A 25,136-nucleotide genomic window follows, 5' to 3' on the forward strand; every position below is an offset into this window, starting at 1 on the left:
CTACCTCTGCCGGTGATCCAGCGGAGCGTAGCGGGGCCCGAAGCTTTGTTTTCTCTCGCCGGAAAGTCCCAAAAGCCGGACGACCCGCTGCCGGTGCGGGGCAAAGGGAGCCATGAGCTCCAGCATCTGCTGATCAGTGATTCGACGTCCGGTTAGGACTTGTCCCACGTAATCGGCCAAATGGAAATCTCCCACGGATATATGGTCGGTTGAGCCATGAGAACGCTGCAGCGTTTCGGCAATCGTCCACGGCCCAATTCCAGGCACTGATCCTAGAGCCGATTCAAGTGTTCCCGGCGCCTTCGCCGTCGGCTTTGGCTGATCCAAGGGCTTGTCGGCCCACCAATTCAGGGCACCGGATGCCTGAACAAAATTCCGGATGGCCTCAGCACGCTTGCCTTCAACACGGGCAACCTGCCAATCCCAGCGGCGAAGCGGAGCAAGCTCCTGCGCCGAGGGAAAAATTCTCAAGCCGACCGGGACCGGGCCAGGCGCTGGCAGCCCATAATGCCTGATAAGCCAACGCCAAGCGTAGTTCGCTTCAATTCCGGTGACTCGCTGTTCCAGAATGGCCCCGATGGCATGCTCGAAGATCCTGCCGGTCGCGGGCAGCACAAGATCCGGGTGCTCGGCTCGCGAGCGGACGACAATTTCTGGAAAAAGTCCCCTGTGGAGCAGGTCGTCAAACTCGCTCCAGTCGTCCCCGGCGCCGAGCAGGTTTGGTGCACTATGAATTGCCCATTCGCCACCGGGCCCCCAAGCACGGAACTCGGCCGGCCCCAGGCGCAGTGGCTTGGAAATGTGCAGGGTCGCTGGGCCTTCGGGCGTGGAGAATGCCAGCCAAGCTTCGGATTCAGAAATCCGGATCGTTGGGTCGCCTTGACCACGACGCAGTATTCCCAAGGACTTGACCAGAGACACCGGCCGTCCGGGGGAGAAACTGGCGCTCCAAGATTTCTGCATATTTCGCATCATATAGCGTGACCCAGACAGGAAAACAACCATGGGCCGATAGCACTGATGAAAAGATCCCGTCCACTGCATGACGTTTCGCTACGTTTCGGAACGACATGTATGACGGGCGCCGGTAAAGTTCTTGACATGAAGTATGCGTCCACAGTTTTAGATCTGATCGGCAATACCCCGCTGGTGAAGCTCAACCGCGTTACCGATGGCGTCAAAGCCACGGTATTGGTCAAACTTGAATACTTGAACCCAGGCGGTTCCATCAAAGACCGCATCGCGTTGAAGATGGTTGAACGCGCTGAAGAGCGCGGCCAGCTCAAGCCAGGCGGAACCATTGTGGAACCAACCAGTGGCAACACCGGCGTTGGCTTGGCCATGGTGGGCCAGCTCAAGGGCTACAAGACAATCTTTGTCACCCCGGACAAAGTTGGCGAAGAAAAGCGCGACGTGCTGCGCGCCTACGGAGCCCAAGTTGTGGTCACCCCAACCGCCGTCGCACCAGATTCACCAGAGTCCTACTATGGTGTCTCTGACCGGCTGGTGACCGAAATCGAGGGCGCATACAAGCCAGACCAGTTCTCCAACCCCGGTGCTCCAGACAGCCACTTTGAAACCACTGGTCCAGAAATTTGGAATGACACCGATGGAAAAGTCACCCACGCGGTGATCAGCGCCGGAACCGGCGGCACCATTACCGGCACCGGGCGCTACCTGAAGCAGATTTCGGCCGACCGCGCTTCAGGCCCAGTCAAGATCATCGCAGCCGACCCGGACGGCTCGGTCTATTCAGGTGGAACCGGACGCCCCTACTTTGTCGAGGGCGTTGGCGAAGACATGTGGCCGGGGAACTACGACCCATCGGTGCCCGACGAAGTCGAGGCAGTCACCGATGCTGAAGCTTTCGAGATGACTCGTCGATTGGCGAAAGAAGAAGGGCTGCTGCTTGGCGGGTCTTCGGGCATGGCAGTCGTCGCCGCCCTGCGCGCAGCCCGTAATCTGGGCGAAGACGATGTTGTCGTCGTGATCGCACCGGATGGTGGACGCGGCTACCTCGCCAAGATCTTCAACGACAGCTGGATGCTGCAGCAGGGCTTCACCACCGATGACTACTCCGCCTTGGACTTCATCGGCTCGGCACTATCCAAGCAGGGCCCAGAGGCTATTAGCGAAGATGCCACGCTGCTTGAAGCTGCCATGGCTTTGCGCGAACAGGGCGCCGACGCGCTGGTCGTCTCGGCCGCTGCCTTGCCTGCCCGTATCGGCGAGGTGCGCGGAGTCATTGGTGCTGGCACCCTGACCGAAGCATTGCTCTCGGGGGCCGAGGGCACGAGCACCATCAAGGAACTGGGCAGCCTGCCCATGCCGCTGATCGGTGTGGCCGACACCCTCGACAATGCCCAGGAACTGCTCAAGGCCCACCCGGCCGTATTGGTGACCAAGGCCGGCGAAGTTATTGCCGCCGCCACCGCAGCGGACCTGCTGGCCTACTCGACCCGCTAAAGAATTCACTAAAGGACTGATATCGATGACCGAAAACATTCAGGGCTCCAACACTCGCTTCGTCCACGCCGGACAGGAATTCGAGCCGCGCACCGGTGCCGTCGTACCACCACTGCACTTCTCTTCGACCTACGCACAGGACGGCATTGGCAACCTGCGCAGCGGCTACGAATACGGCCGTGGCGGCAACCCGACCCGTGACGCCTTGCAGGCACAGCTGGCTGGCGCCGAGTTTGGAACGCATGCCTTCTCCTTCAGCTCGGGACTAGCCGCGGAAGACTCGCTGATCCGCGCCATCTTGCGCCCGGGTGACCACATTGTTCTTGGCAATGACGCCTACGGCGGAACCTTCCGTCTCATCGACCGCGTGCTCGGCGACTGGGGCATCAGCAATACGCCGGTGAATATGGCCGATGAAGCGGCTTTGGCTGCTGCCATTGACAAGAACAAGGCCAAGCTGGTGTGGGTAGAGACCCCATCGAACCCGATGATGACCATCACCGACATCGCCAAGGTCGCCGAAGTGGCCCATGCTGTCGGTGCCTTGCTGGTCGTTGACAACACCTTCGCCAGCCCCTTCCTGCAGCAGCCGCTGACTTTGGGTGCGGACATCGTGGTGCATTCAACCACCAAGTACATCGGTGGGCATTCCGATGTTGTCGGCGGTGCAGTCATCGTCAAGGACGCCGCACTGGCAGAAAAGATTGGATTCATCCAGTTCGCCGTCGGCGCCGTCTCCGGACCCATGGATGCCTTTCTGACCACGCGCGGCCTGAAGACCCTGGGCGTGCGCATGCGCGCCCACTCGGAGAACGCGTCACAGGTTGCCCAGTGGCTGCGTGAGCGCAGCGAAGTTGAGCGTGTCCTGTACCCGGGCTTCGAGGACCACCCGGGCCACGAGATTGCCAAGAAGCAGATGAGCGGCTTTGGCGGCATGGTGTCGGTTCAGTTCAAGGGCGGCGAAGCAGCGGCCCGCAAGATTGCCGAAAGCACCAGGTTGTTCACACTGGCTGAGTCCTTGGGCGGCATCGAGTCGCTGATGAACTACCCGTCGGAAATGACGCACGCTTCGGTCAAGGGCACCGAGCTGGCAGTACCAGTGAACCTGCTGCGCCTGTCGGTGGGCATCGAGGATCCAGCGGATCTCATCGAAGACCTTGATAAGGCCTTCACCAACCTCTAAGCAGCACAAATCAAGGACGCGGGGAACAGTTCAGTTCAGAACTGATCCCCGCGTCCTTGATCGTTTCCGCGGTGAGGTGGCTGGCGCTATCGGCGGGTTTTTGCCGGCTTTGGCGAGACAATCTTGAAGTAGCGATTGCTGCTGGGTGTCCACATCAAGGCCACGCTGAACATGATGATGGCAGCGAGCAGGGAATAGCGTCCGAAACGCAGAAGCAGCGGCAGGGCCGTGATCACGCCGAGCCAGGTCAAATTGGCGCGGGCAGAGCGCTCGCCGATGAATAACCGGTATCCGAGCACTGCGCAGGCACAGCCTGCCACGGCAAAAAACAAAGCCAAGGCAACGGCGCCAAAGTTCAGCGATGCCGTGTCGCTGTGCTCATAAATAAGGAAGCCTCCAAAGCCAAGGAACAGCACTCCGGCAAGGAACCAGAGCACCTGGGCGATGAGCAGGCCACCGGGGACGGGCTCGTCCGGGCGTCGCGCCAATAGAGGATTTTTCACACCTATAACACTACGTGCTTTGTCGCGGTGCCCGATCTCACACGGGCTGAGCACTGACAATTACAGGGGTTACACGTTAGTGTTAAGTGTTCGCGAACATCAGGGTATCCCTCTCGCATCCAGCCCAATTTTTGAGGCCGGAGCCTTCTCGTGTTGTATTTTCCGCAAAGTGTGTGCGGGTCTTTATGTCATAGGGGAGCGCTTGGTGAGCGTGACTTGTATCTGACTGTGCAGCCTATACGTCGTTTCTTTGGGGACGGCCAAGGCCTATCCCCAACGAATGAGGTAATTCTTCGTGTCTTCTGACATGCCCGTAAACACTGACGACAACCAGACCCCAGAAGAGCCAACCGTGCTCTTCTCCGAACTTGGTCTGGATGCCCGCGTGCTTGCCTCGCTTGCCGACCTTGGCTACGAAAAGCCATCGCCAATTCAGGCAGCAACCATTCCACTGCTTCTCGAAGGCCGCGACGTTGTCGGTCTGGCTCAGACCGGTACCGGTAAGACCGCTGCTTTCGCACTTCCTGCCCTGTCCCGCATGGCAGAACTGGCTGACACCAATGGTCCAGCCAAGACCCCGCAGATCCTGGTTCTGGCTCCAACCCGCGAGCTGGCCCTCCAGGTCGCCGAAGCCTTCACTTCCTACGCCAAGTACCTGCCGAACTTCACCGTTCTGCCAGTGTACGGTGGCTCGCCATACGGCCCGCAGCTCAACGGACTGCGCCGTGGAGCACAGGTAGTCGTCGGTACCCCGGGTCGCGTTATCGACCACATCAACAAGGGTTCCCTGGACCTGTCGAACCTGCAGTACGTGGTACTCGATGAGGCTGACGAAATGCTGCGCATGGGCTTCGCCGAAGAGGTCGACAAGATCTTGGAAGCCACCCCTGAGGACAAGCAGGTTGCCCTGTTCTCGGCAACCATGCCACGCACCATCCGCCGCATCGCTTCGGAATACCTGCGCAACCCGCAGGAAGTTGCCGTGAAGTCCAAGCAGTCCACCGGCACCAACATCACCCAGCGTTACCTGCAGGTCATGGGTGCCCACAAGCTGGACGCGATGACCCGCATCCTCGAATCCGAGGAATTCGACGGTGTCATCACCTTCGTTCGCACCAAGATGGCTACCGAGGACTTGGCTGACAAGCTGAAGGCCCGCGGCTTCACCGCTGCAGCCATCAACGGCGACATCCCTCAGCAGCAGCGTGAGCGCACTGTTGAGAACCTGCGCTCGGGCAAGATCGACATCCTGGTTGCTACCGACGTTGCAGCTCGTGGTTTGGACGTGGAGCGCATCTCCCACGTCATCAACTTCGACATCCCGCATGACACCGAGTCCTACGTGCACCGCATTGGCCGTACCGGCCGTGCCGGCCGCTCGGGTGACGCGATCCTGTTCATGACCCCGCGCGAGAAGTACTTGCTGCGTGCCATCGAAAAGGCTACCCGCCAGCCGGTGACCCAGATGCAGTTGCCTTCCCTGGACTCGGTCAACGACCGCCGCATCCAGAAGTTCACCGATCGCATCGACAAGACCATCAGCGGCCAGGATCTGACCACCTTCCGCGAAATCGTCGAGAAGTTCGCTGCTGATCACGAAGATCTCGATCAGCTGGAAATCGCTGCCGCTTTGGCCTTGATGGCCCAGGGTGGACGCCCGCTGTTGATGACCGAACCAGTGATTCCTGCTTCGAAGAAGGCCCGCATGGATCGCGATCGCCCAGAGCGTGGCGACCGCGGTGACCGTGGCGATCGCGGAGAGCGCGGCCCACGTGCCCGCAAGACCGCTGCCGAAGGCAACGCCATGTACCGTTTGGCCATCGGACGCCGCAACCGCGTGCAGCCAGGCTCGATCGTTGGCGCTTTGGCTAACGAAGGCGGCTTCAACTCCTCCGAAATCGGTGGCATTGAGATCCGTTCGGACCACACCTTGGTTGAGTTGCCAGCAGAGCTGAGCAAGGACCAGTGGCGTGCACTGTCCAAGACCCGCATCGGCGGCGAGCTGATCAGCATGGAGCTGGATTCCGGCCGCAAGCCACGTGGCGATGACGAAGGCGACCGCGGTGGATTCCGTGGTGGACGCGGCGGTGGCGACCGTGGTGGATTCCGCGGTGGACGCGGCGGCGGCTTCAACGACCGTCGTGGTGGCGGCGAAAAGCGCTTCGGTGGCCGTGGCGGCAAGGATCGCTTCAGCGATTCGGGTCGCAGCGGTGGACGTCGCGACTACTAAGCCAGCGCCCGCTGCAGCTTATTAGCTAGCACAGCATAATGCCCCTGGATTAAGCCGAAAGGCTTGATCCAGGGGCATTATCGTTTCCACAACAATAGGGGCCGCAGCTCTAGCTCTACGGGGCGGTACTGCCTACCGGAATCTCATCGCCGAGATAGACTTTTCCGCCGCTTTCTACGAACTCCCGGCTCTTCTGCGCCATGCCCGCCAACGCAGCTTGCGCTTCCGCTGAGCCGTACTCGTCGCGAATGTCCTGGGAGATGCGCATGGAACAGAACTTCGGGCCGCACATCGAGCAGAAGTGGGCCGTCTTGGCAGGTTCCGCAGGCAACGTCTCATCATGGAATTCCTGCGCCGTGACAGGGTCCAGGCTCAGCGAGAACTGGTCGTTCCAGCGGAACTCGAAGCGAGCCTTGCTCAGCGCGTCGTCGCGGGCGGTGGCCCCAGGATGCCCCTTGGCCAGATCTGCGGCATGTGCTGCAATCTTGTAGGTAATCACACCGGTTTTCACATCATCGCGATTAGGCAATCCCAGATGTTCCTTGGGCGTGACATAGCAAAGCATGGCGGTGCCATAACGGGCGATTTCGGTGGCGCCAATGGCGCTGGTGATGTGATCGTAGCCGGGTGCGACATCGGTGACCAACGGGCCTAGCGTATAGAAGGGCGCGCCGTCGCACAGTTCCTGTTGGCGTTCCACGTTCTCGCGGACCATGTGGAAAGGGATGTGCCCCGGTCCTTCCACCATCACCTGAACATCGTACTTCCACGCGCGCTTGGTCAATTCGGCAAGGGTATCAAGTTCGGCGAATTGGGCCGCATCATTGGCGTCGGCAATGCATCCCGGACGCAGCCCGTCGCCCAATGAGAAGGCCACGTCGTACTGCGCAAAGATTTCACACAGCTCGTCAAAGTGCGTGTAGAGGAAATTCTCCTGGTGATGAGCCAGGCACCATCCGGCCATGATGGATCCGCCGCGCGAAACGATTCCGGTGACGCGGTTGGCTGTCAGCGGGACATAGCGCAAGAGCACGCCGGCATGGATGGTCATGTAGTCCACGCCCTGCTCGCATTGCTCAATGACGGTGTCCCGGAAAATCTCCCAGGTCAGGGCGTTCGCTTCGCCATTGACCTTTTCCAGTGCCTGGTAGATCGGCACGGTGCCGATGGGGACCGGCGAATTTCGAATGATCCATTCGCGGGTGGTGTGGATGTCGTCGCCGGTCGAAAGGTCCATGACAGTGTCTGCGCCCCATTTGGTGGCCCACTGCAATTTGGAGACTTCTTCAGCGATGGAGCTGGTCACTGCTGAATTGCCGATATTCGCATTGATCTTTACGAGAAACGCTTTGCCGATGATCATCGGTTCGGATTCAGGGTGGTTGATATTCGAGGGGATGATCGCTCGTCCGGCGGCAAGCTCGCTGCGCACCAGCTCTACATTGCATTCTTCGCGCAATGCTACATAGCGCATTTCCGGGGTGATGACTCCAGCACGAGCGTAGTGCATTTGAGTCACTGCTGCCCCGTCTACGGCCTTGAGCGGCTGAGCGGAACGTCCAGCCCACTCATCGCTGGCAGTACCGCGGCGGACCGCTGAACGCCCATCGTCATGCAGGTTCCGCTCGCGTCCCGCATATCGCTGCACGTCTCCACGCTCAAGTATCCAAGATTCCCGAAACGGTTTCAGTCCCTGCGTTGGTTCGCTTCCCGGCCCGCTGGTGCGATACACAACCACCGGCTCGTTGGGCTGGCCATTGGGGGAGTCCGCAAGCAGGATCTGCGTAACCGGAACTGAAATCCCATCGGCTTCGCGGAACGCGAGAGAGTGGGCGGAATGCTGTTCAAATTGTTCCATTGAGAAACTCACTTCCTTCGCCGGCATTACCCGGACAGGTTCAACGGTCGCGGACAGCTGCAGTCCGATCTCAGCCCTTGCCATGGGGCTCCCGTGTGGTCGCAGATGACACTAGCACGAAAATTTCTATCGGAGGCAAACAGTCCACAAGGTGACGATCGGCCAGCGAAATGTTTTTTGCGAAGCGAGGATGAAATTCTGGCCATATTCGGTCCAGAATAAAAGTTCTGGGTAAACGAAAAGAGAGACAATCTGCAATCAGATTGTCTCTCTTATTTCGAGCCCCCTGCCGGAATCGATCCGGCGACCTCGTTCTTACCAAGAACGCGCTCTACCACTGAGCTAAGGGGGCAACGAGTAAATACTCTACACAGGTTTCTGACGTTTGCAAAATCCTGAATGGATTTGTAGCTGAGGTCACAAGCGTACTACTCAAGCCCGGAATGCGGGCGGTGGGTCACTGCCTGCGGAAGTTTTCCAGGCACCAGTATCCGATCAGGGGAAAAGTCTATTGGCGCCACAGGGATCATCGATTTATTCTGGCTCTTCCGACCGCATTAGGGGCGTTCTTGGGGCTTGCCCATTCGCACCCGGAGCCGTTGCAGCATTCCTGCTGTGTTTGAAGGGTGCCGGGCTTGCTTGCCATGCAAATTAGAAGTGAATTAAGGGGGCGGATAATTGCAGGCTGATCACCAAATTCCCCTCAGTGAGCATCGTCACCAAAGCACTTTTGTGCCATTGGTTGTGCCGCGTGAGTGTCTAAATCGCCAATAACCGAATCTGACTAGTGGTTATTCTCCCGACTGGTGTCGAATTAGAGGGTTGAACGCCGATTTTTGTTTGTGCGCGAATCCGTGTAGAGTATTTACTCGTTGCCCCCTTAGCTCAGTGGTAGAGCGCGTTCTTGGTAAGAACGAGGTCGCCGGATCGATTCCGGCAGGGGGCTCTGAGTGAGAAGCTTTCTTGGCTTCTACTGGATTGCTTCTCACTTGTGGCGGCGTAGCTCAGCTGGTTAGAGCGCACGACTCATAATCGTGAGGTCCCGGGATCGAGTCCCGGCGCCGCTACAGATTTTGCCCCGAAATCCTTGGATTTCGGGGCTTTTTCGTTTCTGAAAATATCTGTAACGAGCAAGGCCACCGAACGAAATAGTCTTTCGCTCGGAGGCCTAGCTCTATTTTTGGGCTATCGCTACTGGGTTGCGCCCTTGTCGCGGTGCTCCTTGCCAGTTGAAGCTTCCTTGGCAAGCATGAGCAGTCCTTGTATTACTTCCGCGTCTACTTCTTGCCCGTTAGCGTTTTCGTCGTTGGCGTCGTGGCCATGAACCTCTGTATGCAGTCGCTGCATCTGCATATCAAGCTTGGTGGCTACGGCTGCGGCTTCGGCAAGTTCTGAAGCCAAATAGGCAGGGACTTCGCCTTCGTACTTGTAAAAGATCTTGTGTTCCAGGCTGGCCCAGAAGTCTTGGGCGATAGTGCGGATCTGCAGCTCAACAATGACATTCACCGGTCCGTCCGAGAGGAAGACCGGGATTTCAACGATGGCATGCACGCTCTTGTAACCGCTTGGCTTTGGATTCTTGATGTAATCCTTGATCTGGATGACTCGAATGTCATTTTGCGCGGTCAAGGTATTGAGTACCTTGTAGATGTCCTTCACGAAGCTGCAGGTGATTCGGACACCGGCGATGTCGCTGATGTTCTCCCTGATGGCCGAGAGGGAAGGATGGATATTCCTCTGGCTCACCTTGCGCATGATGCTTTCCGGAGTTTTTACCCGGGAGGTAATGTGCTCAATGGGATTGTACTTGTGCAGGTAGAGGAACTCTTCACGAAGAATCGAGACTTTGGTCAGAACTTCGTCGACGGCAAACTGGTATTCCATCATGAATCGCTGAAACTGTAGCCGGAATGCCTGGGTCATTTCTTGTAGTTCGCCTGAACTCAGGTTTGCCGTAGAAGGCAGCGGGATAACGCCGCCGTTGTCTTCTGGGTTTGGAGTGGAAATCCTAAATCACCTCTGCAGGTTGGGGCGATGTCAACAGACACGAACGCTCTATAGTTTTAGCGTAGGTCATCCATCTAAGAATTGGGCCAGAAGAAGTCGTGAATCTATCGGGTGGACGTGGAGCGTTAGGCAACTGAGGTGCGGTCATGATTGAACAACGGAAGCTTCCGGCCTACGCAGCAGGCGCTATCGATGTTCCGTTCGTTATCGGGTTCTTTCAAGAGCGCGTTGACATCGACACTTGCTGGACATCGCATTCCCACCCAACGCACGAGCTGCTATGGAATCAGCGTGGCGCTTCCACTGTGAGCGTCGGCCCGCGAATGTGGACCATTACGCCAGTGCTGGGTGTCTGGCTGCCAGCCGGCGTCTTGCATGAAGGCCGGGCTTGTGCCGGGAGCGTGTGCAATATGAGCCATTTCGGGATCGACAGTGTTGAGCCAATTGCCCTGGAGCCTGTCCCGGTCGTCATAACACCTCTGTTGAGGCTGCTCTTGGAGCGTCTGGCGGATCCGGGCTTGAATCCAACGTCGCGTGCCATCACGGAAGCTGCAGCGATGGATAATTTGGAACCCGCACCAGGCCATCTGTCCATTCATATGCCACAGGCGGATCTGCTGCAGCCAATAGTTAGTGTCATGGTTGATGAGCCCCAGCCCGCGCTAGGCCTTCAGCAATGGTCTGATCGGTTGGGGGTCAGTGGGCGAACGATCTCCAGGGCGTTTCAAGCTGAAACGGGCAGCGGCTATTCACGGTGGGTCGCCTCGTTGCATGCGCAGCAAGCCATGAAAATGGTGGCTCGAGGCGATGACCTCCAGGATATTGCCCAGCTGCTTGGCTTCAGCTCCCAGAGCTCACTGGGTGCAGCATTTCGCCGGAATACGGGATTTACGCTCTCAACTTTTCGCGATTCAAAATAGCCGTGTCCGTTTTGCGCGAATATTGTCAATTTCGCGTGATTGCGAACATTCCATGCGATCAATACGATAGAGAGGAAAGGCTCACCTAAGTGGATTGCTAAACGAGAATTGCACCTATTGCCGGCAATGATTCTCTGACAAATAAGCACCCTCCCTGTTGGGCACACTCGCTGACACCTCGTGGAGAATCACCCATGCTCGCATCACGCCGCAACTTCTGGAAACCTGCCGCCCTCATCACCGCAGGTGCATTGGCGCTGGCAGGATGTTCATCAGCCGCCACGGGTTCTGATGAACAGGCCACCGCCGCATCCGGAGAAAATCAGGGCTTCCCAAAGAGCATCAAACACGCCCTGGGCACGGCAGAGATCTCCAAGAAGCCCGAACGCATTGCCACCGTGAACTGGTCCAACCAGGAAGTTCCACTCGCGCTCGGCGTCGTCCCAGTGGGAATGGCCGCAGCGAATTTTGGTGATGATGACGGCGACGGAATCCTGCCATGGGTCGAGGAAAAGCTCACCGAGCTCGGTGGAGACACCCCGGTGCTTTTCAACGAAACCGATGGCGTGGACTTTGAAGCCGTAGCAAATTCCAACCCGGACCTGATCTTGGCTGGATACTCGGGACTCACCGAGGAAGACTACGACACCCTGAGCCAAATCGCTCCTGTAGTGGCCTACCCTCAAGCAGCATGGTCCACCAGCTGGCGCGAGAATATTGAACTCAGCTCCGAAGCCATGGGCCAAGAAGCCGAAGGCAAGGAAATGATCGCGGGCATTGAACAGGACATTGCTGAAGGTCTCGAAAAGCACCCCAACATCACCGGAAAATCGGTGATGTTCGTGACTCACGTAGACCCAGCGGACCTGTCCACGGTCAACTACTACACCACGCACGACACCCGCACCGCATTCTTTGATGACCTGGGGATGACCACTCCCAAGGCAGTGGCAGAAGCCTCCAGCGGTGAAGTGAAGTTCTCCGGTGAAATCTCAGCCGAAAACGTTGACGAGCTCTCGGACGTCGATGTGATTGTCACCTATGGCAACGACACCCTCATTGACACGCTCGAAGCAGATCCGCTGCTGTCGCAGATGCCAGCAGTCAAGAACGAAGCAATCGTGGCCCTTGATGGAAGCGGTCCGCTGGGCACCGCGGCAAACCCTACGCCGCTGGCAATTTCATGGGTGCTCGATGACTACCTTGACCTGCTAGATGAAGCAGCATCCAAAGCAGGCAAGTAACCGCCAATTGGCTTCGACGCACGCACCGAAAGTTGAAGGTCGGGGAATTACCTCACTATGAATGCAGTTGCTACACGTCGCGGCGTGGCTGGCGCACCCGTTCGCCAGCCACGCCGTCGGCGTCTGTTCTGGCTGGTTATGGCCGTACTGATAGTGCTCATACTGGCCGTTGGATCAGTTTCCATCGGCGCCAGGCACGTGGCTCCGTCAGACATTTGGGCAGGATTTCTCGGACACAGCGACAACGTGCCGCAAGCGGCCGTCGTCAAACGTGTGCCGCGAACAGTGCTGGCACTGGTCATCGGCGCAGCGCTGGGACTCTCCGGGGCGATCATGCAAGCAGTCACCAGAAATCCCCTGGCTGATCCGAGCATCCTCGGCGTCAACATGGGCGCATCGCTCGCAGTGGTCATGGGCATTACCTGGTTTGGCATCAGCACCGCGCACGGATATATCTGGGCCGCCATCCTGGGCGCCGCCATGGCCGCGGTATTCGTTTACGTGGTCGGCTCCATGGGACGCGGGGGAGCGACGCCTTTGAAATTGGCGCTGGCAGGGGCAGCAACCTCTGCCGCGCTGGCATCATTTGCCACCGTGATCTCGCTGCCGCGCGCAGACCTGGCCGACATCATCCGCTCGTGGCAAATAGGAGGCGTTGGAGGGGCCACCTTCGCCAACATTGCGCCCATGCTGCCCTTCCTGGCCGTGGGGCTGGCTATTGCCATAGGCAGCGCCAATTCGCTGAATTCGCTGGCCCTGGGCGACGAACTGGCCGCCGGCCTCGGCGAGAAGGTCATGGTCGTTCGAGCCGTTTCAGCCTTGGCGGCGGTGATCTTGTGCGGCGCTGCCACCGCCATGGCGGGCCCCATCGGTTTTGTCGGGCTGGTTGTCCCGCACATGTGCCGGCTGCTGGTCGGCATTGACCAGCGCTGGCTCCTGCCTTTTTCGGCCCTGGCCGGAGCCGGGCTGCTGGTGCTCTCGGATATCATCGGGCGGGTTGTCGCCCGACCCGGAGAACTGGATGTCGGCATCCTGACCGCACTGATAGGTGCCCCGGTATTCATCATCATCGTGCGCCGTTCTAAGGTGCGAGAACTGTGAACAATTCCATTTCGGGCACCGCAACCCAGCCCGGTGTCCAGGCAGCGACCATCGTGCGCCAGGAGCGCGCAGCCCTGATCCAGCGGTTGCGCGGAGCGCGTAACCAGCGCTCAAAGCAGCGGCGAATCATCATGGCAGTGCTCAGCCTGCTGGTTCTGTCCATGATCGTGCTGAGCCTGTGCCTGGGACAAACCAACTATTCGCCAGCCCAGGTGTGGCAAGTGATCCAAGGGCACAAAGTGCCCGGTGCCAGCTTCACCGTGGGTACGCTGCGCCTGCCGCGAACCGCCATCGCCCTGATCGCCGGCCTGAGTTTCGGACTAGCCGGGGTCAGCTTCCAAACCCTCTTGCGCAATCCATTGGCCAGCCCCGACGTCATCGGCATCAGCACCGGTGCCTCCGCAGCCGCAGCTTTCGCGATTGTCATCCTGTCGCTGTCAGGGACCGTGGTCTCGGTCTTCGCCATCGTGGCAGGACTGCTGATCGCGACGCTGATCTATTTGCTCGCCTACAAGGGCGGCGCTGCAGGAACACGGCTGATCCTGGTTGGCATCGGCGTGGCAGCCATGCTGGAATCGCTGATCAGCTGGGTGCTGACCCAAGCTGGGCAATGGGACCTGCAAGAAGCCACCCGCTGGCTGACCGGAAGCTTGAACGGCAGCACCTGGGGCGAAACCATGCCAGCGTTGATCGCGCTCTGCGTGCTCGGCCCCGTGCTGTTGAGCCAAACAAGGCACCTGGACAGCCTGCAGATGGGCGATGACACCGCTGCTGCGCTGGGGATGCGGGTAGAGCGCACTCGAATCCTCGTGATCATGGCGGCCGTCGGCTTGATTTCCTTCGCCACCGCCGCCACCGGCCCCATCGCCTTTGTCGCGTTCTTGTCGGGTCCCATAGCCAGCCGCATCATCGGGGCCCGCGGCTCCAAGCTCATCCCGGCGGCCCTCATCGGCGCGCTGCTGGTGCTTGTTGCAGACTTTGCTGGCCAATACCTGCTGGGCACCAGATTCCCGGTGGGAGTTATCACCGGAGTGCTCGGAGCACCGTATCTGGTCTACCTCATCATTCGAACCAATCGGGCTGGAGGCTCGCTCTAATGCCACCTCGTGAACTGACCGTTGCCGGCCTTCGGGTCGGATACGGCGAACGCACCATCATCGACGGCCTGGAACTTCGCATTCCGCCGGGCGGGATCACCTGCATCGTCGGCCCCAACGCCTGCGGAAAATCCACCCTGTTGCGCTCGATGTCCCGGCTGCTGCATCCCAAGGCAGGCCAGGTGCTGCTCGATGGCAAGGACATCCACCGAATGCAGCCCAAGGCCCTGGCCAAGATCCTAGGGCTGCTGCCGCAAAACCCGATCGCTCCAGAAGGCATCACCGTCGCGGACCTCGTAGGCCGAGGACGGCAACCACATCAGGGCCTGTTTGCCCGCTGGAGCAAAGACGACGACGCCGCGGTGGCCGAGGCCCTGGAAGTCACCAACACCGTGGAATTAGCCGACCGCCCGGTAGATGAACTCTCCGGCGGGCAGCGGCAGCGTGTTTGGATTGCGATGGCGCTTGCCCAGGGCACCGAGACGCTCCTGCTTGATGAACCCACCACCTTTTTGGATGTCAGCCACCAGTTGGATGTGCTGGATCTGCTCACCGACTTGAACCGGCAACGAGGGACTACCGTGGTGATGGTGCTCCATGACCTGAATCTGGCCGCCCGCTACTCGGACCACCTCATTGCCCTGCGCGATGGTTCCATCCGCGCGCAGGGCAAGCCGGAAGACATCCTCACCGCACAGGTGGTCCACGAGGTCTTCGGGCTTCAGTGCCAGGTGATTGCCGACCCGAGCACCCTCAAGCCATTGATCCTGCCGGCAGGAAGGCACCACATGCTGGAGCATGCCGGAGCGTAGCCGGCAATGCGGCGTGCCCTAAGGTTGTAGGGATAGCTTCAGGAAGGTATTGATGGAACTCGCTAGCGTTTCCCGGCAACTTTGCCACGGCATCGGATTCTCCCAGCACGAGCAGGCGCCCATGCTCCGGCTGCGCACCGGGGAGAACTGGAAAACCGAATACCTGGAGCTGAACCGCTCGCTGAGCCTGGCGGTCGGGGATCTGAAATTCTGCCTCGGCTACATCACCATGAATCGCGATGGCTCACGCAATGTTCTGCCATGCCCCAGAATCAAGGCCTTGCGCACCGGCACCCAGTGCGAGAGCTGCCGCAGGCTGGACCATTCCAAATTCATGCACCACTTCCACAAGACGGGAGAAGCCCCCGAAGGCATGCGCAAATATCTGGAACAGCCGCATTTCCTGTATATCGCCAGCTTCGCCCACGGTGCCACCAAGGTGGGAACCACCTCGACCCAGAGCCAATGGACCCGCCTGGCGCAGCAGGGAGCAGTGATTGCCCGCTACATTGCCCGCGCCAACGACGGCACAGCAATCCGGGTACTTGAAGACCTGGTCACCGAGCACGTGGGATTGAGCCAGCAGGTGCGGCAAAAATCCAAGATCAAGGGACTGGTCGGCTGGGAGCTTGACTACCAGCAGCTGGATGCCATCAATGGCCAGGCAGCCGACCAGGCCCGCGACTTCTTGGCTGCCCAACGGGGACTGGAAACCTACGGGGTCCAGCTGCGTGATGAGCTCTGGGAGCAACCGGGCTTCGCCCGCCCGGTCATCGATGCGTGGAGCACCCGCGCCCTGCACGCCTGGTCCTCCCCGGTGCCCGGTGCGCGGCACAAGCTGCGCATCCGAGGGGTGCTGGGCCAAAGCATCATGGCCGATAGCGGGGATGGCACCACCTTGCGCCTGCTTGATGCGGCCGAGCTGAAAACCCGCCAGGTGGATCTGGCTGAGGAACGCGGGGAATTCAGGGAAGAGCAGTCGGCGTTGTTCTAGATCCATCGTCCAGACCCTGTCGGTGGAGTCACGAGGAAATGCCGTTGCGCCAATGAGCCCTGAAGCCAGAGCTGAACTAGACTTGATCCATGACCAACACTCCTTGGGAAGCTGCCTCACCACGCTATAAGAAGCTCGTCTTCACGGCCATGGCCATCATGGGAATAGGCATAATCCTGGCGATCATCGGCGCCAACATTCCATCCTTGCCCACGGTGTACACTGCCATCGGCATCATGATCGTCGGCATGCTCTGCCACATCGCCGGCATGATGGTCCGGGCCAAGGACGCCCGCCAGTGGCGCGTCGAGAACGGCCTGGCCGCCCCACGGGCTTCCAAGCGCCCAGCCGACGACGCACAGTAAGTTTTAGCTAGAACCACACCGCAGATGGCGGGCCAGAGCAGAAACACTTCTTGCTCCAGCACGTCATTTTCAGTTACATCAACGTTCAGGAGAATCCATGGGCATCAATCCCGAACTAGTGGGGCGCGTATTCCCCGCTGGAGAGTCCTACCAGGTAGGACGCGAAAAAATCCGCGAATTTGCTCAGGCAACCAAGGCCACTTCGCCAGCTCACTTCGACGTGCAGGCAGCCCAGGAGCTGGGCTACGCCGACGTGGTCGCGCCCCCAACTTTCGCCATCATCGTGGCACAGCGCGCCGACGCGCAGCTGATTGCCGACCCGGCCTCGGGCATCGATTTCTCCCGGGTGGTCCACGCAGACCAGCGCTTCACCCACCACCGCCCAATTGTCGCCGGCGACGAACTGGTTGCAGAACTGCATGTTGACCAGGTCCGCGAAATGGGCGCCGGCGCGATGATCACCACGCGCGCCGAAATCACCACCGTGGCCGGCGAATCGGTCGCCACCACCATCTCATCGCTACTGGTACGAGCTGAGGACTAAGCATGATCGAATTCGAAAGCCTTGAAAAGGGAACGGTCATCGGTTCCCACATTGTGCAGGTCAACCGCGCGGACCTCGTACGCTACGCAGGCGCCTCGGGGGACTTCAACCCGATCCACTGGAATGAGCGCTTCGCCAAGGAAGTAGAGCTTCCCTCGGTCATCGCCCACGGCATGTTCACCATGGGCTCGGTCATCGACCTGGTATCGCAGTGGGTGGGAAACCCCGGAGCCATCATCGACTACCAGACCCGCTTCACCAAGCCGGTGGTGGTCGAAGATCCCGAGGGCAGCAACCCGGGTGACTTTGAAGGCACCAGCATCCAGGTGGAAGGCAAGGTCGGCGCGCTCGATAGCGAACAGCGCACCGCCCGCATCGACCTGGCCGTCACCGCCAACGACAGCAAGGTGCTGCTCAAGTGCCAAGCAGTGGTGCAGCTCTAGAGATGCACCCAAACGGCAATGCGCACCAGCTGGCAACCCGCTGGCGCAACGCGTTGATGGCAGCCTACCTGGCCAGCGGACTATTGATCTCCGCCCTGGTCTCGCGACTGCCAGCAGTGCGCGACGCACTTGACCTCGACCACGCCAACGTGGGCCTGCTCCTGTTGTGCATGAGCGCAGGATCCTTCCTGTCCGTCTCGGTCTCAGGCCAATTGGTGCTGCGCCTGGGCGCAGCCAACGTCATGCGCATTGCCGCAACCATCGGTGGCGGCTCCCTGCTCCTTGTCGGATTCAGCACCGGAGTCCTGGACAGCACCCTGGCCTGCGGCATTTTCCTGTTCACCCAGGGGCTGGGGACCGCTTCGTGGAATGTGGCCTCGAACGTGCAGGGCGCTGCCATGGAACGGGCCCTGGGCAAGAGCATCATGCCGGCCCTGCACGGATTCTTTTCCATCGGAACCGTCATCGGCGCCGGGATCGGCGCACTGGCCGCCGCCATCGGCCTGCCGCTTCATTACCACTATGGGCTGATCGGCCTGGTCATCATCGGCACGGTGCTCTACAGCTCGCGGTTCTTCGGTGAAGACTTCAGCCGCACCCCGCGAACTTCCAATGGCCCGTCGCTGCGGCGCGCGTGGAGCGAACCGCAGACCGTGCTGCTCGGCGTGCTGGTTTTGGGCATGGCGCTCGCCGAAGGCGCTGCGGGGGACTGGGTGGCATTGGCCCTGGCCGACGGGTATCAGAGCACGGAAGCAACCGGAGCGATCGGCTATGGCATTTTTGTCACGGCCATGACCCTGACCAGATTGTTGTCCGGCGATCTGATCTTGCGGCTAGGCCGGGTCACCATGATCCGTGCCAGCGCCATGAGCGCATTGATCGGCGTATTGCTCTTCGCCTTTGGCAATAGCCTGCCGCTGGCCTTTGCCGCCCTGGCCATTTGGGGCATGGGCGTGGCCTTGACCTTCCCGCTGGCAATGAGCGCCGCCTCCGATGATCCGCTGCATGCTGCCACGCGTGTCGCAGTGGTCTCCACCATCGGCTATGGCGCATTCCTCGGCGGCCCGCCACTGCTGGGCCTGCTGGCCCAGGCCATTGGCCTGCTGCCAGCGCTGGGCTCGATCTCCCTGCTGATCATTGTCGCATTCATCCTCTCTTCGAATGCCGCAGGATATCCGCAACACGACGAAGCAACCGAAAACTAGATTGTTGACCTGGCTGAACGCTATGGCCTCGACACTGAAAGCACATGGAATCAATGCTGAAAAACCTGACGACAACCCGCGTTGGCGGGCCCGCGCATCAGCTGGTCACCGCCACGAGCGAGGCTGAACTCGCCCAAGCCGTCGCGGCTGCAGATAGCTCGGGCCAGAATGTCCTGCTGATCGGGGGTGGATCGAACCTGGTCATCAGCGACGAAGGATTCCCGGGCGTGGCCATCCAGATCGCCACCCGCGGCCTGCACCTCGACGAACAGCCATCGGGCAAAGTCCTGCTCCGTGCTGCTGCCGGTGAAAGCTGGGACGCCACCGTTGAATACAGCCTCGTCCAAGGGCTCAGCGGCCTTGAAGCGCTCTCCGGAATTCCTGGATGCACCGGAGCCACGCCAGTGCAGAACGTCGGCGCCTACGGGGCAGACGTCTCCCAGGCCCTGGCTTGGGCCAGGGTCTACGACCGTCAAACCAGCCAGGTGCTCAAGCTGGATAACTCCCAACTGGAATTTGCCTATCGCGATTCGGTCATCAAGCGAACCAGCAATGACGGATCGCCACGCTACGTGGTCCTGGAAGTTGCCTTCCTGCTTGAGCGTGAGACCCTGTCGGCGCCGATCCGCTACGCCGAGCTGGCCCGGCGCTTGGATGTGGAGGCCGGCGATCGTGCCGACGCGCTCCTGGTGCGCCAGACAGTTCTTGAACTGCGCCGTACCAAGGGAATGGTTTTCGACCCGAAGGATCCCGACTCGCACTCCACCGGCTCCTTCTTCACCAACCCGATCGTCGATGCCGGGGTCCTTGAGCGGCTTCCGGAGAATGCCCCGAACTACCCGGTGCCGCAAGAAGGCATGGTGAAACTGTCCGCGGCCTGGCTGATTGACCAGGCGGGCTTCGGCAAGGGCTACGGGCTTGAAGGCACCGGCGGCTTCAGCGTGGCAGAAGGCCGTGCCTCGCTGTCCACCAAGCACACCCTGGCCATCACCAACCGAGGCGAGGCAAAGGCCGCGGACATTGTGGCCATTGCCCGCGCTGTGCGTGCCGGCGTGCAAGAACGATTTGGGATTATGCTGGTCAACGAGCCATTGCTCATCGGCCTGGAGCTTTAATAGCCTGGAGCCAAGGGCTGTACCTATCCAGAAAGTGCCACGCTGATGCCAGAACTGACCTTGCGCAAGCTCTCCAGCGGCGATATCGATCTAATCGAGGAAAACTTCCAGTCGCTCGAAGGAGCCGGCGAATCCCAATGGTTTGGATTCTGGGATACCCAGAAGCTGCGCACCCGGCTGAGCCACGACCAATTTATCGGCGGCAATGATGGAGCCATGGCTATCTGCCTGGGGGAGCGGACCATCGGCAAAGTTGATTGGTTCACAGTCACCAGTTGGGGACGGGCCAATACCTCGGCCTGCTGGGAGATTGCCATCGGCATCTTCACAGAGCACCGGGGCCAGGGCCATGGAACCCAAGCACAGCGGCTCTTGGCTGACTACCTTTTTGCCCATTACCCGCGCCACCGCATCCAAGCGACCACGGCAGCTGGGAATATTGCCGAACAGCGCAGCCTGGAAAAAGCGGGATTCAGCCGTGAAGGGGTCATCCGGCAGTCCCAGTGGCGTAATGGCCGCTGGCATGACCAATACATTTATTCATTGCTTCGCCACGAATTTTGGCGGTCGATGTAAGTTGCCGACCGGCAAGGCAAACGGCTCGGGCCGAAACAGAATCCTGTTTCGGCCCGAGCCGTAATTGTTGGATGACCCAGGGAGCTTAGAGGCGGCCCTGGGCGATGGCCAGCATGCGGCGCAGCGGCTCAGCGGCGCCCCAGAGGAGCTGGTCGCCCACGGTGAAGGCCGAGATGTATTCCGGGCCCATTTCCAGCTTGCGGATTCGACCCACCGGGATGTCCAAGGTGCCGGAGGCAGCCACCGGGGTCAGCTGGTTCATGGTCGCTTCCTTTTCGTTGGGAATGACCTTGGCCCACTCGTTGTCGGCCGCCAGAATCGCCTCGATCTCGGAAACCGGCAGATCTTCCTTCAGCTTCAAGGTCAGCGCCTGCGAGTGCGAGCGCATGGCGCCGATGCGTACGCACAGGCCGTCCATGATGATGTGGTCCTCGCCCGAGGTCTGCAGGATCTTGTTGGTCTCCATGCCTGCCTTCCACTCTTCACGGGACTGGCCATTACCCAGATCGGCATCGATCCATGGGATCAGCGAGCCACCGAGCGGGACGCCGAATTGCGCAGCATCCAAAGTGCCGCGCTGGGTTTCGAGCACCTTGCGGTCAATGTCCAGGATCGCGCTAGCCGGGTCGGCCAATTCGGCACCTACCGAGGCGTTGATGTCGCCGAACTGGGTGAGCAGCTCGCGCATATGGCGGGCGCCGCCGCCGGAAGCGGCCTGGTAGGTCATCGCGGTGCCCCACTCGACCAGGTTGTTCTTGAATAGCCCGCCCAAGCCCATCAGCATGCACGAGACGGTGCAGTTGCCGCCGACAAAGTCCTTCACGCCTGATTCAAGGGACTGGTCGATGACGTTGCGGTTCACGGGATCCAAGACGATGACCGCGTCATCATTCATGCGCAGCGTGGACGCGGCATCGATCCACAGGCCATCCCAGCCCGCTTTGCGCAGTTCTGCATGGACCTTGGTTGTGTAGTCTCCGCCCTGAGCGGTGACGATAATCGGCAGCTTGGACAGCGTCTGGATGTCATACGCATCCTCTAGCGCGCCGGCGCCTTCTGCGAAGGAAGGTGCCTGGCCGCCGGCATTCGACGTGGAGAAAAATACCGGATCGATCTGCGCAAAGTCGCCCTCGTCGAGCATGCGCTGCATCAGCACGGAGCCAACCATGCCACGGTAACCTACAAAACCAACAGATGAAGTCATGTCTCCATGGTAGGGGCGATCAGGCTATGGAGCCCGGTTCGTTACAGCAGTTAAAGCAGAATCACACCCAAGCCCCAGCAGGGTTCAGGTGTGATTCGGTACAGCAAAAGTTTTACTTTTCCTCAAGCAGGCGCTTGCGGTTATTAATGGCCCAGACGGCCGAGAAGATGAAGATCTGCGCTGGAACCAGCAAGAGGACCAAGCCGAAGATTTTGTGGCCTCCCAGCACCATGAAGAAGCCGAGGGCCGCGACAACCAGTGCCAGCAGCGGGAAAAGCATGTAGCCGAGAACGAATAGTGCTTCCGAGTGCTGCTTGAGCTCTCCGAGGTATTTTTTCATGGTTGTCCTAGTCCTTCTGGCGCAGCCAGGTTTCAAAGCGGTAGCGGATACCGGTGGAGGAGGCATGCCAGTTGGCTTCATCCGGATCTTGTGCAGGTTCGGTGGCTCCGATGGCGAAGTCGCTGGAAAGCTGCGGGGCAGAAGTATCACCAGCTGGCTCCAGATCCAGTTTGGTAATTACCGCTACGTCCAAGAGCGACAGCGCCTGGGCATAAACTTTTCCGCCACCAATGATCCACACTTCTTCGCCGCCTTCAGCCTTGCGGGCCAAAGCCAAGGCTTCATCCAAGGTCGATGCCGGAACGGCTCCGTCCTTGCGCAGCTGCTCATGCAGCTCGGCTTGGCCGGTCAGCACAATGTTGGTGCGTCCGGGAAGCGGGCGGAACTTTGCGGGGAATGAATTCCATGTCGTGCGCCCCATGACCACCGGGTGCCCGGCAGTGATGCGCTTGAAGTGCGCCAGATCTTCTGGCACATGCCACGGCATGGTGCCCTGCGCGCCAATAATCCCGTTGTTCGCCTGGGCCCAAATAGCTCCGAGCAGTGGTTCTAATCTCTCAGCGTGGCGTGGTGCTTCGGTCATACGGCGACAGTTCCCTTGATCGTCGGGTGGTGCTGGTAATCGTTGATCGTGAAGTCTTCCAGCGTGTAGTCAAAAATTGAGGAAGGCTTGGAAGTGAAGCTCAAGGTCGGGTACGGGTAGGGATCCCGGCGTAGCTGTTCCTTGACCTGTTCCAGGTGGTTTGTGTAGATGTGCACGTCGCCACCGGTCCAAATGAATTCACCGGGCTCAAGATCCAGCTGCTGTGCCAGCATCATGGTCAGCAAGGCGTAGGAAGCGATGTTGAATGGCACGCCGAGGAACATGTCTGCACTGCGCTGGTAGAGCTGGCAGGAGAGCTTGCCGTCGGCAACGTAGAACTGGAAGAAGACGTGGCATGGCGGCAATGCCATGTTCTGGATCTCGGAGACGTTCCATGCCGAGACGATATGGCGACGAGAGTCAGGATTGTTGCGCAATGAGTCGACCAGCTGGGAAATCTGGTCGATGTGGCCGCCATCGGGCGTTGGCCAGCTGCGCCACTGGACTCCGTACACCGGTCCGAGCTCGCCGTCTTCGTCGGCCCATTCGTTCCAGATGCGCACACCTTGGTCCTGCAGCCACTTCACGTTGGATTCGCCGCGCAAGAACCACAACAGTTCAGCCGCGACCGACTTGAAGTGCACTCTTTTCGTGGTGATCAGCGGAAATGAGTCTTGAAGATCAAAGCGGATTTGGCGGCCAAAGACGGAAATGGTTCCGGTCCCGGTGCGGTCTTCTTTAGAGGTGCCATTCTCCAGCACATCTTCGAGCAGGTCTTCATAGGGCGTCGCGATGTTCACGCACCCAAGTTTAGTTCACGGCAACCGCACCGTGAACTACTGGGCATGATGACACATCTCGCATTGGTGGAAACTAGCTCTTCTTGACAACCATGCTGTTGTATTCCGGATAGCGGCGCAGGTAGTCCTGGACGTAGCTGCACTCAGGAATGATCTTCAAGCCTTCATTCTTGAAGCGATCCAGCACCAGCGTCACCAAGGCGCGGGCATATCCGCGACGGCCGAATTCTTCATTGACGATGGTGTGCTGGAGGGTAACGACGTCACCTTCCCGGTAATAGCCAAGGAAGCCCACGAAGGTGGAACCATGCCACAGCGAAAAGCGTCCGCGGCTTTCGTCATGGTCAAGGCGCAGTCCATGGTGAACAACTTTTTCCACTGGTTGCCGCGGCTGTTGAGCAGTCATGACCGTACCTCGATTTCGGGTTAAAAACGTTTGCTGATTACAGTCTTATCCCTAATCGGAGCCGAATGCAACGACTTTGAGCAGTTCTGGAGAATATGGCAAGGCCCCGCCGAGAGGCAGGGCCGAGCAGGGAATCAGTCGTGGAACGGGTTGTGGATCTCGAAGGAGACGATCCGCTGTTTTGCGCCTTGCACCTGCTGGGCGACAATCAGCGAGCCGGGCTCAAGATAGGGGTCATTCTTCGGCAGGGACTTCACCAATTCAGCCGACGAGTTATCAGCTAGGACTTCCAAAACGAACGGTAGGACCGGCCGGTGCGTGCAGATAGCCTGGGAGCGATATTTATCGAAAAGCTTCTGGACGGCGCGGCGCGCGCGATCCGGGTGCCGCGTCGCGGCATGTTCGGTGAGCGACCGAAGGTTCTTCATTTTCATCGCGTGCAAGGTGGCGTACGGGGCGAAGGTCTGGACACAGCGCAGCCACGGGGAGGAAGCAATATTGGCTGGTTGCCACGCTTCGAGCATGCGGGAAACCGCTTGTGCCTGGCGCCGGCCTGTGGCTGCCAAAGGGCGTTCGCCCTCGGCCCGGGTCCAGTTTCCACGGGGCTTGGCCTTGGCATGCCGGACAATCAAGACGGGAAGGGCGTCAAGCGTCCCGTCCTTGTGGGCCTTGACCAATCCCACCAGCGGTTGCGCGTCGGTGGGATTGGTCAGCAGCTGCGCAGCCTTTTTGGCGCTGACCCACCGCGTGTCATCGCATTCGGCGCCATCGGGATCAATGGATGTTTGCGGATCGGTCTTGGCCGCCCAGTAGTACACCACCTTGGACTTCTGCTTCACCGAGTAAGCCGTAGCCGAGAGCGGGAGGCCGAGTGTAATGCGCAGTCCGATTTCTTCACGCACTTCGCGCACGGCGCATTCGGCGATGGACTCGCCCGGATCCAGTTTGCCCTTGGGCCATGACCAGTCGTCATACTTTGGCCGATGAATCAGCAGCACTTCCAATTTGTCATCGACGATCCGCCAGGGGATCGCACCGGCGGCGACGATGTCAAAGTCGCCGAGAGTGATTTCCTCGGCATCCACCGAACGGATGATCTCACGAACCCGCAAAGCGGCTTCGTGCAGTTGAGGTTCGATC

General features: G+C 59.7%; 25 protein-coding genes, 3 tRNA genes and 1 riboswitch. Of the genes, 17 read left to right on the top strand and 11 right to left on the bottom strand.

The window, feature by feature from the left end; genetic code table 11:
* Nucleotides 1-963 carry a DNA-3-methyladenine glycosylase family protein gene (locus ACT7DV_RS11290; RefSeq protein WP_444662638.1) on the bottom strand — a complete coding sequence of 321 codons (963 nt, stop codon included), beginning with the start codon at nucleotides 961-963 and terminating at the stop codon, nucleotides 1-3.
* Between the two features lie 138 nt (nucleotides 964-1,101).
* On the opposite strand from ACT7DV_RS11290, the gene ACT7DV_RS11295 reads away from it, so the two are divergent.
* Nucleotides 1,102-2,466 carry a cystathionine beta-synthase gene (locus tag ACT7DV_RS11295; RefSeq protein ID WP_444662640.1) on the top strand — a complete coding sequence of 455 codons (1,365 nt, stop codon included), beginning with the start codon at nucleotides 1,102-1,104 and terminating at the stop codon, nucleotides 2,464-2,466.
* A gap of 25 nt (nucleotides 2,467-2,491) precedes the next feature.
* On the top strand, nucleotides 2,492-3,649 hold the full coding sequence (locus ACT7DV_RS11300; protein ID WP_444662642.1) for a cystathionine gamma-synthase: 1,158 nt from the start codon (nucleotides 2,492-2,494) through the stop codon (nucleotides 3,647-3,649).
* Between the two features lie 86 nt (nucleotides 3,650-3,735).
* Here ACT7DV_RS11300 and ACT7DV_RS11305 read toward each other — a convergent pair whose 3' ends face one another.
* Nucleotides 3,736-4,152, bottom strand: coding sequence for a hypothetical protein (locus tag ACT7DV_RS11305; protein WP_146275769.1), 417 nt, complete (start codon nucleotides 4,150-4,152; stop codon nucleotides 3,736-3,738).
* A gap of 307 nt (nucleotides 4,153-4,459) precedes the next feature.
* Between ACT7DV_RS11305 and ACT7DV_RS11310 the strand changes: the two genes are divergently transcribed.
* Nucleotides 4,460-6,382 carry a DEAD/DEAH box helicase gene (locus ACT7DV_RS11310; RefSeq protein ID WP_171919262.1) on the top strand — a complete coding sequence of 641 codons (1,923 nt, stop codon included), beginning with the start codon at nucleotides 4,460-4,462 and terminating at the stop codon, nucleotides 6,380-6,382.
* A 115-nt stretch (nucleotides 6,383-6,497) separates the two neighbouring features.
* On the opposite strand, the gene thiC is transcribed toward ACT7DV_RS11310, so the two are convergent.
* Together thiC and ACT7DV_RS11320 are read right to left on the bottom strand one after the other, a co-directional pair.
* Nucleotides 6,498-8,240 (bottom strand): phosphomethylpyrimidine synthase ThiC, encoded by a 1,743-nt coding sequence (gene thiC, locus ACT7DV_RS11315; protein WP_444662644.1) that lies wholly within the window; start codon nucleotides 8,238-8,240, stop codon nucleotides 6,498-6,500.
* Nucleotides 8,236-8,345, bottom strand: a riboswitch (TPP riboswitch). It overlaps the preceding gene by 5 nt.
* Before the next feature lie 175 nt (nucleotides 8,346-8,520).
* A tRNA-Thr gene (locus tag ACT7DV_RS11320) sits at nucleotides 8,521-8,592 on the bottom strand.
* 522 nt (nucleotides 8,593-9,114) lie between these two features.
* On the opposite strand from ACT7DV_RS11320, the gene ACT7DV_RS11325 reads away from it, so the two are divergent.
* A tRNA-Thr gene (locus ACT7DV_RS11325) sits at nucleotides 9,115-9,186 on the top strand.
* Nucleotides 9,187-9,233: 47 nt separating this feature from the next.
* Nucleotides 9,234-9,307 (top strand) — tRNA-Met (locus ACT7DV_RS11330).
* A gap of 124 nt (nucleotides 9,308-9,431) precedes the next feature.
* Here ACT7DV_RS11330 and ACT7DV_RS11335 read toward each other — a convergent pair.
* Nucleotides 9,432-10,127: a GTP pyrophosphokinase gene (locus ACT7DV_RS11335; protein ID WP_444662646.1), complete on the bottom strand. Its 696-nt coding sequence runs from the start codon at nucleotides 10,125-10,127 to the stop codon at nucleotides 9,432-9,434.
* A 266-nt stretch (nucleotides 10,128-10,393) separates the two neighbouring features.
* Between ACT7DV_RS11335 and ACT7DV_RS11340 the strand changes: the two genes are divergently transcribed.
* The 12 genes from ACT7DV_RS11340 to ACT7DV_RS11395 all read left to right on the top strand — a co-directional run bounded on the left by ACT7DV_RS11340 (nucleotide 10,394) and on the right by ACT7DV_RS11395 (nucleotide 20,663).
* Nucleotides 10,394-11,167: a helix-turn-helix domain-containing protein gene (locus ACT7DV_RS11340; RefSeq protein WP_444662648.1), complete on the top strand. Its 774-nt coding sequence runs from the start codon at nucleotides 10,394-10,396 to the stop codon at nucleotides 11,165-11,167.
* Nucleotides 11,168-11,361: 194 nt separating this feature from the next.
* The gene (locus ACT7DV_RS11345) at nucleotides 11,362-12,411 is read left to right on the top strand and encodes an iron-siderophore ABC transporter substrate-binding protein (protein ID WP_444662650.1); all 1,050 of its coding nucleotides are present in this window, start codon (nucleotides 11,362-11,364) and stop codon (nucleotides 12,409-12,411) included.
* 57 nt (nucleotides 12,412-12,468) lie between these two features.
* Nucleotides 12,469-13,512, top strand: a complete 1,044-nt coding sequence (locus ACT7DV_RS11350; RefSeq protein ID WP_444662652.1) for a FecCD family ABC transporter permease — start codon at nucleotides 12,469-12,471, stop codon at nucleotides 13,510-13,512.
* Nucleotides 13,509-14,609, top strand: coding sequence for a FecCD family ABC transporter permease (locus ACT7DV_RS11355; RefSeq protein WP_444662654.1), 1,101 nt, complete (start codon nucleotides 13,509-13,511; stop codon nucleotides 14,607-14,609). Before ACT7DV_RS11350 ends, ACT7DV_RS11355 begins: the two co-directional genes overlap by 4 nt.
* The gene (locus ACT7DV_RS11360) at nucleotides 14,609-15,421 is read left to right on the top strand and encodes an ABC transporter ATP-binding protein (RefSeq protein ID WP_444662656.1); all 813 of its coding nucleotides are present in this window, start codon (nucleotides 14,609-14,611) and stop codon (nucleotides 15,419-15,421) included. The genes ACT7DV_RS11355 and ACT7DV_RS11360 overlap by 1 nt, the downstream gene beginning before the upstream one ends.
* 52 nt (nucleotides 15,422-15,473) lie before the next feature.
* The gene (locus ACT7DV_RS11365; RefSeq protein ID WP_444662657.1) at nucleotides 15,474-16,415 is read left to right on the top strand and encodes a DUF2797 domain-containing protein; all 942 of its coding nucleotides are present in this window, start codon (nucleotides 15,474-15,476) and stop codon (nucleotides 16,413-16,415) included.
* An 89-nt stretch (nucleotides 16,416-16,504) separates the two neighbouring features.
* Nucleotides 16,505-16,780 (top strand): hypothetical protein, encoded by a 276-nt coding sequence (locus ACT7DV_RS11370; RefSeq protein WP_444662659.1) that lies wholly within the window; start codon nucleotides 16,505-16,507, stop codon nucleotides 16,778-16,780.
* A 97-nt stretch (nucleotides 16,781-16,877) separates the two neighbouring features.
* Nucleotides 16,878-17,324 carry a MaoC family dehydratase N-terminal domain-containing protein gene (locus tag ACT7DV_RS11375; RefSeq protein WP_060702257.1) on the top strand — a complete coding sequence of 149 codons (447 nt, stop codon included), beginning with the start codon at nucleotides 16,878-16,880 and terminating at the stop codon, nucleotides 17,322-17,324.
* Nucleotides 17,325-17,326: 2 nt separating this feature from the next.
* Nucleotides 17,327-17,767 carry a MaoC family dehydratase gene (locus ACT7DV_RS11380; protein ID WP_444662661.1) on the top strand — a complete coding sequence of 147 codons (441 nt, stop codon included), beginning with the start codon at nucleotides 17,327-17,329 and terminating at the stop codon, nucleotides 17,765-17,767.
* A complete protein-coding gene (locus ACT7DV_RS11385; protein ID WP_444662663.1) occupies nucleotides 17,743-18,972 on the top strand; it encodes an MFS transporter in 1,230 nt (409 codons plus the stop codon). The genes ACT7DV_RS11380 and ACT7DV_RS11385 overlap by 25 nt, the downstream gene beginning before the upstream one ends.
* Nucleotides 18,973-19,025: 53 nt before the next feature.
* A complete protein-coding gene (locus ACT7DV_RS11390) occupies nucleotides 19,026-20,087 on the top strand; it encodes a UDP-N-acetylmuramate dehydrogenase (protein ID WP_444664846.1) in 1,062 nt (353 codons plus the stop codon).
* 45 nt (nucleotides 20,088-20,132) lie between these two features.
* Nucleotides 20,133-20,663: a GNAT family N-acetyltransferase gene (locus ACT7DV_RS11395; protein ID WP_444662665.1), complete on the top strand. Its 531-nt coding sequence runs from the start codon at nucleotides 20,133-20,135 to the stop codon at nucleotides 20,661-20,663.
* An 85-nt stretch (nucleotides 20,664-20,748) separates the two neighbouring features.
* On the opposite strand, the gene asd is transcribed toward ACT7DV_RS11395, so the two are convergent.
* From asd to ACT7DV_RS11425, 6 genes are all read right to left on the bottom strand, one after another.
* Complete coding sequence (asd, locus tag ACT7DV_RS11400) at nucleotides 20,749-21,867, bottom strand: aspartate-semialdehyde dehydrogenase (RefSeq protein WP_444662666.1); 1,119 nt, start codon at nucleotides 21,865-21,867, stop codon at nucleotides 20,749-20,751.
* 112 nt (nucleotides 21,868-21,979) lie between these two features.
* On the bottom strand, nucleotides 21,980-22,207 hold the full coding sequence (locus tag ACT7DV_RS11405; RefSeq protein ID WP_444662668.1) for an NF038396 family protein: 228 nt from the start codon (nucleotides 22,205-22,207) through the stop codon (nucleotides 21,980-21,982).
* A gap of 7 nt (nucleotides 22,208-22,214) precedes the next feature.
* Nucleotides 22,215-22,790 (bottom strand): dihydrofolate reductase, encoded by a 576-nt coding sequence (locus ACT7DV_RS11410; protein WP_444662669.1) that lies wholly within the window; start codon nucleotides 22,788-22,790, stop codon nucleotides 22,215-22,217.
* Nucleotides 22,787-23,590, bottom strand: coding sequence for a thymidylate synthase (locus tag ACT7DV_RS11415; protein WP_444662671.1), 804 nt, complete (start codon nucleotides 23,588-23,590; stop codon nucleotides 22,787-22,789). Before ACT7DV_RS11415 ends, ACT7DV_RS11410 begins: the two co-directional genes overlap by 4 nt.
* Nucleotides 23,591-23,663: 73 nt before the next feature.
* The gene (locus tag ACT7DV_RS11420; RefSeq protein WP_060702248.1) at nucleotides 23,664-23,996 is read right to left on the bottom strand and encodes a GNAT family N-acetyltransferase; all 333 of its coding nucleotides are present in this window, start codon (nucleotides 23,994-23,996) and stop codon (nucleotides 23,664-23,666) included.
* A 134-nt stretch (nucleotides 23,997-24,130) separates the two neighbouring features.
* Complete coding sequence (locus tag ACT7DV_RS11425) at nucleotides 24,131-25,135, bottom strand: NUDIX hydrolase (protein WP_444664847.1); 1,005 nt, start codon at nucleotides 25,133-25,135, stop codon at nucleotides 24,131-24,133.
* Nucleotide 25,136: the final 1 nt, after the last annotated feature.

This window comes from Glutamicibacter sp. TV12E (assembly GCF_052441935.1).
Taxonomy (GTDB): domain Bacteria; phylum Actinomycetota; class Actinomycetes; order Actinomycetales; family Micrococcaceae; genus Glutamicibacter.